Genomic DNA, 4,965 nt, shown 5'->3' with positions numbered 1-4,965 from the left:
GTCTGAAACTGCGAGCCATCAGTTGATAACGCAGCCCGGTAGGTAGATCCGTGAAGTTAAACGAAAAACCCAAATGTCTGGCGGTCCGGTTCATGCGACGGACACGCATCGCGTAGTCGACCCACGAAGTGACCCACGGCCCATGCGAAACGATCAGATCAAACGGTGTTTGTCGATCCGCCGCCGTGAACGCTGCCGCGCCCGCACAGCGAGCGAGACCAGGAAATCGACGTGCCAGCGTGACCGCTCTTGGATTCGAAAATTGCTGCTTTGCCGAGAGCGAAAAATTGGACCATTGCAACGGCCGTTCGCCAACGACAAAGTCGCGGTCGATCAGGTCGCGGATCCAACACCAATCAAGGTTGGGATCCCCCGAAACATTGGCGATTCGAATCGGTTTTGGCGGAGACATTTTGTCAATTCGTTTTAGAAAATTCGTGTACGGTTCCCAAACCGAGCTGCCGTGGTGGTTACGTCGATTGCGCCGCCAACTCGCCGCGTGCTTTGCTTTCCATCCAATAGACGGCGGCCAGTGTGATTCCGCTGACCAGACAAACCAGTGCCGCCGACGTTAGAATCGTGGTTCCAAACAGATGCAACACGATGATTGCGGCGGTAAATGCCAACGTGCATGCCAGATCTTGTAGCGGAAAGAACAACTGGGTGCTCCAGAGCCTGTAACCGTTCCATAAATGCTCGGGAACAATCCCCAGCGTGTAACCGACAATAAACCCCTCGAGTCCGAATTGGGTAAAGCCAATCAGCGTACACGGAATTGTCATAAAAAAGCGAATCATTTTCCCCGTCGCCATCGACTTGACATCGCCAATGGCCTTGAGCGTTTGTACGGCCAATCCAGAGACGACGCTTCCCCAGCCTGCAAAAACCATCCATTGACACAATCGTCCGGCATCCGCGTATTCAGCACCATACAACCGTCCGAAGAAAATCGGCGCGATGGCAAAAACACCCACGTTCATGATCAAACCAAATCCGAGCATCCGGCCACGAACCGGTGCCACTTCGGCGGCAAGTTTCTCGGGTGTCTCTCGCGCCGACCGGGCCAACAATGGAAACATGACATAGTCGCCGATGTGCGTGATCAACAGTACCGGCAACATCGCGATCGTGGTCGCTAACGTGTACAGGCCGAGCGTTTCGAGACTGCCGATTCGCCCCAACACCATTCGGTCCACTTGCATGGCAAAGAACGTTGCTGCGGTGCTGACAAAAATCCATTTCCCAAAATGAAACAAATCGCGAGCAAACTCGGGGTTCCAGCGGAAATGATGACGCATCTCACTGGGCAATAAAAAACTGCTGGTCATGCGAGTCGTCGACGCCGCCAATGCTCCGGCAACCAACGCCCAAATAGTCGGGTAAAAAAAAGCGATGATGCAGGTCACGATCGTTCCAATCAACTGACTCAGCACGTTGTAGGCAATCATCGCGGTTGGTTTCAATCGACGCTGAACGGTCATGATCCCGGTCGAGGCAAAGCCTTCGATCGCCGCCGTGAAACCAACGATCGGAATCAACACAATCAAGATCGGTTCACTGTAGAAATTGGCCACCAAAGGTGCCGCGATCCAGCAGGCAATCCAAATCCCCAATCCGCGGACGACTTGCACTGTCCACGCGGTACACAAAAAATCAGGATCACTTCCCTTGCGATGTTGGACCACAGCCGGGGCGAGTCCGACATCCGACAACAGCGTCAATCCCATCACCGCGATTGACACCAACGCCATCAACCCGAACACGTCGGGCAAGACCAACCTCGAAAGCACCAAGTTGCTGACCAGCTTCAGTACCAAGCTTGCCCCAAACAATCCCACCGTGCTCAGCGATGCAAACGTTGCCGGGTTTCGCAATGCGGGCCGCAGACGTTGATGGATAAAAGGGCGTAACACGATCGCATTGTCAACCAAGCGTGAATTTGATGCTGCCGCAGATAAAAAAAGGGGGGCACCGCATTCATGAGCGTAATAACTCTGCTGCAAACGTCCAGTCCTAGGGGGCACCAGATCCCGCCAGAATCGACGCCTTCGAGCGAATCGGGAGGTCGAGGAAACTTCCCCAACCGCAGCAACGGACAATTTGGTAGCGGACGCTGTCATCAGCCTACATCCAAAACATCCAAAACATCGCCGAGCTCACTCGGTATCCGAGCCAAGGTCGCATCGATCGGCCTTCGGATCGAGGACGACCATCGCGAATCGTATTCGGATGCAAGCTTTGCATACTCGGTCGCAATATCATTGCGATCTCGCTTTGCCGTCACGTTTGGGTTGCTGCGTCAAACAACAAGTTAGCGGAAACCGAGTCATCGTGTGTGTCGCCCCCACGATGGAAAGAGGACTCGATCGCGGCGGCGTTTGCGATCGAGAGGAATGAACAATTCGGGCGAAAAGAAAAAATCGGGCGGAAAGAAAAACTTGCTGACGCGGACGTACGTTACAAACCCAGCGAACAGATTCGGCACGCTATGCTGATTCTATCTTTAGCATTGCCACCGAAATCTCCGTCGCGTTTACGTTGTGAGTGTACTTCAATGCGCCGTGTCAAATGTCCCCGTGGAACTATGTTGTCGGTCAAAATGGATTCGGCCGAGATCGTGCAGTGCCCCAAATGCAGTAAGATTGCATTCGATGGAACCACAAAAAATGCCGCCAAGAGACTTGGCGGCATGGTGGTTGGTTGCGAATGCAGAACGGACGAAACTCTTGACGTGTTTCGCCACGACCGGGTGTGACGCTCCGGCGCCGTTAGGCGTTCTTCTTGACGACGCCCTTCTTTTTCGCCGTCTTTTTAGCGGCCTTTTTCTTGGTCGTCTTCTTCTTGGCGGCTTTCTTTTTTGTCGCCCCCTTCTTCTTGCTGGCCTTCTTTTTCTTTTTCGTCGGCCCCTTGGCGGCACGTTCGGCCAACAAGTCCAAGGCAGCTTCGAAAGTCATTTCGGCCGCGTCCATTCCCTTGCGTAGCGAGGCATTGGTTTCGCCATCGGTCACGTAGGGCCCAAAGCGACCTTCGAGAATCTTGACTTCGCCTTCGGTGATCGGCGACGGTTTCTCGAACTTTTTGATCGGTTCTTTGGGGGCCGCACGACCGCGTGTTTTGGGTTGTTTCAGCAGCGTGATCGCTTCCTCGAGCGTGACCTCTAGTGGCGACACACCGGCGGGCAGCGAGCGAGTGTCTTTCTCGCACTTGATATATGGTCCGTACCGTCCATCAAACGCTTGGATCGGAGCGTCATTTTCGGGGTTATTGCCCAGCGTTCGTGGCAACGTCAATAACTTGCACGCCATTTCGAGCGTCAAGTCGGCGATTTCCATCCCTTTCAATAGCGATTGATTGCGTTTTTCTTCGTCGTCGTTTTCACCGAGTTGGATGTAAGCACCAAAGCGACCGACTTTGACGTAGATCGGCTTGCCGGTTTCGGGGTGAACTCCGATCGGTTCGTCTTCGACCTGACTTTGTTCAAGCAGTTCGAGTGCTTTTGGCAAATCGATTTCGTCGGGCGCCAAACCATCGGGAATCGAGCCACGGCGTTCGCCTTGTTCTAAAAACGGGCCGTACTTGCCGACACGGACAAACACCTCTTCGCGATGCTCGCCCTCGGCGGGCGTGCCCATCGAAAACATGGCCGTGACGCGAGGATCGATTTCTTCGACCTTCTCTTCGAGTCGCTTTTTCAGCCCGATCGCTTTGTGATCTTTTGTCGCAGGATTGTCGGTGTCGCCAAAATAGAAACTCTTCAAGTACTCGAGCCGCTCGGCTTCTTTGCGACTAATTGTATCGAGAAAATCCTCCATTTGGGCGGTGAACTCATAATCCACCAATGCACCGAAATGCGTTTCCAGCAGACGAATCACGCTGAATGCGGTCCAGCTTGGGACCAATGCGTTACCCTTCTTGTAGACATAATCGCGTTTCTGGATCGTGTCGATAATCGACGCAAACGTACTCGGACGACCAATCCCTTTTTCTTCGAGCGTTCGAGTCAACGACGCTTCGCTGAATCGCGCCGGAGGCTGGGTCGTGTGGCTCTTTGGATCCAAGTTTGCAGCGTCAAGTCGGTCTTGCTCGGACAACGCCGGTAGCAAACGTTCTTTGTTCGCCAATTCCGCTTCGGGATCATCGCTGCCTTCGACGTAGGCACGCAAAAAACCTTCGAACAGGATGCTCGTTCCGCTGGCGGTAAAGGTCGCTCCGCCCCCTTCGATCGTCACGCCGATGCGTTGTTTCTTGGCGTCCGCCATCTGGCAGGCGATCGTCCGTTTCCAAATCAGTTCAAAAATGCGGAACTGGTCCGAATCGAGCTCGCCGCGGACCGCTTCGGGCAGCCGGAACGGGGTACCCGCAGGACGGATCGCTTCGTGAGCCTCCTGCGCGTTTTTGACTTTGTTGGCATACACACGAACGCTGGGGTGCAAGAACGAATCGCCGTACTCACTTCGCACCAAGTTACGCGACGCATCGATCGCCTCCTTGCTGAGCGTTGTGCTATCGGTACGCATGTAAGTGATGTAACCGTTTTCGTACAACCGCTGGGCCGCCTGCATGGTCCGCCGAGCGGTGAAGCCCATCTTGCGGTTGGCTTCCTGTTGCAGCGTACTGGTGGTAAACGGTGCTTTGGGACGTTCGGTAAACGGTTTGACTTCGACCTTGGTGACTTTGAAGTCGGCACTGCGAAGCCGCTCGGCCAGCGCCGTCGCCTCGGCCTCGTTCATCTGCAGCAAGTCGGGATTTTTCAGCTTGCCGTTTTCGGAATCAAAATCTTTGCCGGAGGGAATTTTTCGACCATCGACCGTCGCCAGCGTTGCGTTAAACGACTCTTTCGACGCGGTGTCAAACGTCGCTTCGAGATCCCAGTACGTCGAATCGACAAAGGCAATCCGCTCGCGTTCGCGCTGCACGATCAAGCGAACGGCAACACTTTGCACGCGACCAGCACTCAGCCCGCGG

4 protein-coding genes are annotated in these 4,965 nt (G+C 54.5%); 1 reads left to right on the top strand and 3 read right to left on the bottom strand.

Going from position 1 to position 4,965, the window contains the following annotated elements; genetic code table 11:
- Both ABX962_RS30085 and ABX962_RS30080 read right to left on the bottom strand, forming a co-directional pair.
- Positions 1–412 (bottom strand): hypothetical protein (locus tag ABX962_RS30085; protein WP_372725083.1); only part of this gene is annotated, 412 nt, incomplete at its 3' end.
- 58 nt (positions 413–470) lie between these two features.
- Positions 471–1,913 (bottom strand): oligosaccharide flippase family protein, encoded by a 1,443-nt coding sequence (locus tag ABX962_RS30080; protein ID WP_372725082.1) that lies wholly within the window; start codon positions 1,911–1,913, stop codon positions 471–473.
- Between the two features lie 66 nt (positions 1,914–1,979).
- Between ABX962_RS30080 and ABX962_RS30075 the strand changes: the two genes are divergently transcribed.
- Positions 1,980–2,315 (top strand): hypothetical protein, encoded by a 336-nt coding sequence (locus ABX962_RS30075; protein WP_372725080.1) that lies wholly within the window; start codon positions 1,980–1,982, stop codon positions 2,313–2,315.
- 453 nt (positions 2,316–2,768) lie between these two features.
- Here the strand turns inward: ABX962_RS30075 and topA are convergent.
- Positions 2,769–4,965: type I DNA topoisomerase (topA, locus tag ABX962_RS30070; protein ID WP_372725078.1), on the bottom strand; the 2,197-nt coding region annotated here is incomplete at its 5' end.

Origin of the sequence: Novipirellula sp. (assembly GCF_041583735.1) — a bacterium.
Classification (GTDB): domain Bacteria; phylum Planctomycetota; class Planctomycetia; order Pirellulales; family Pirellulaceae; genus Novipirellula.
The sequence above is the reverse complement of the archived record's forward strand: the minus strand, read 5'-3'. Positions and strand labels throughout refer to the sequence as shown.

Excerpts from the sequence above, each read along its gene's own strand:
- ABX962_RS30075 (WP_372725080.1), top strand. The coding sequence starts at position 1,980 with ATGAGCGTAATAACTCTGCTGCAAACGTCCAGTCCTAGGGGGCACCAG.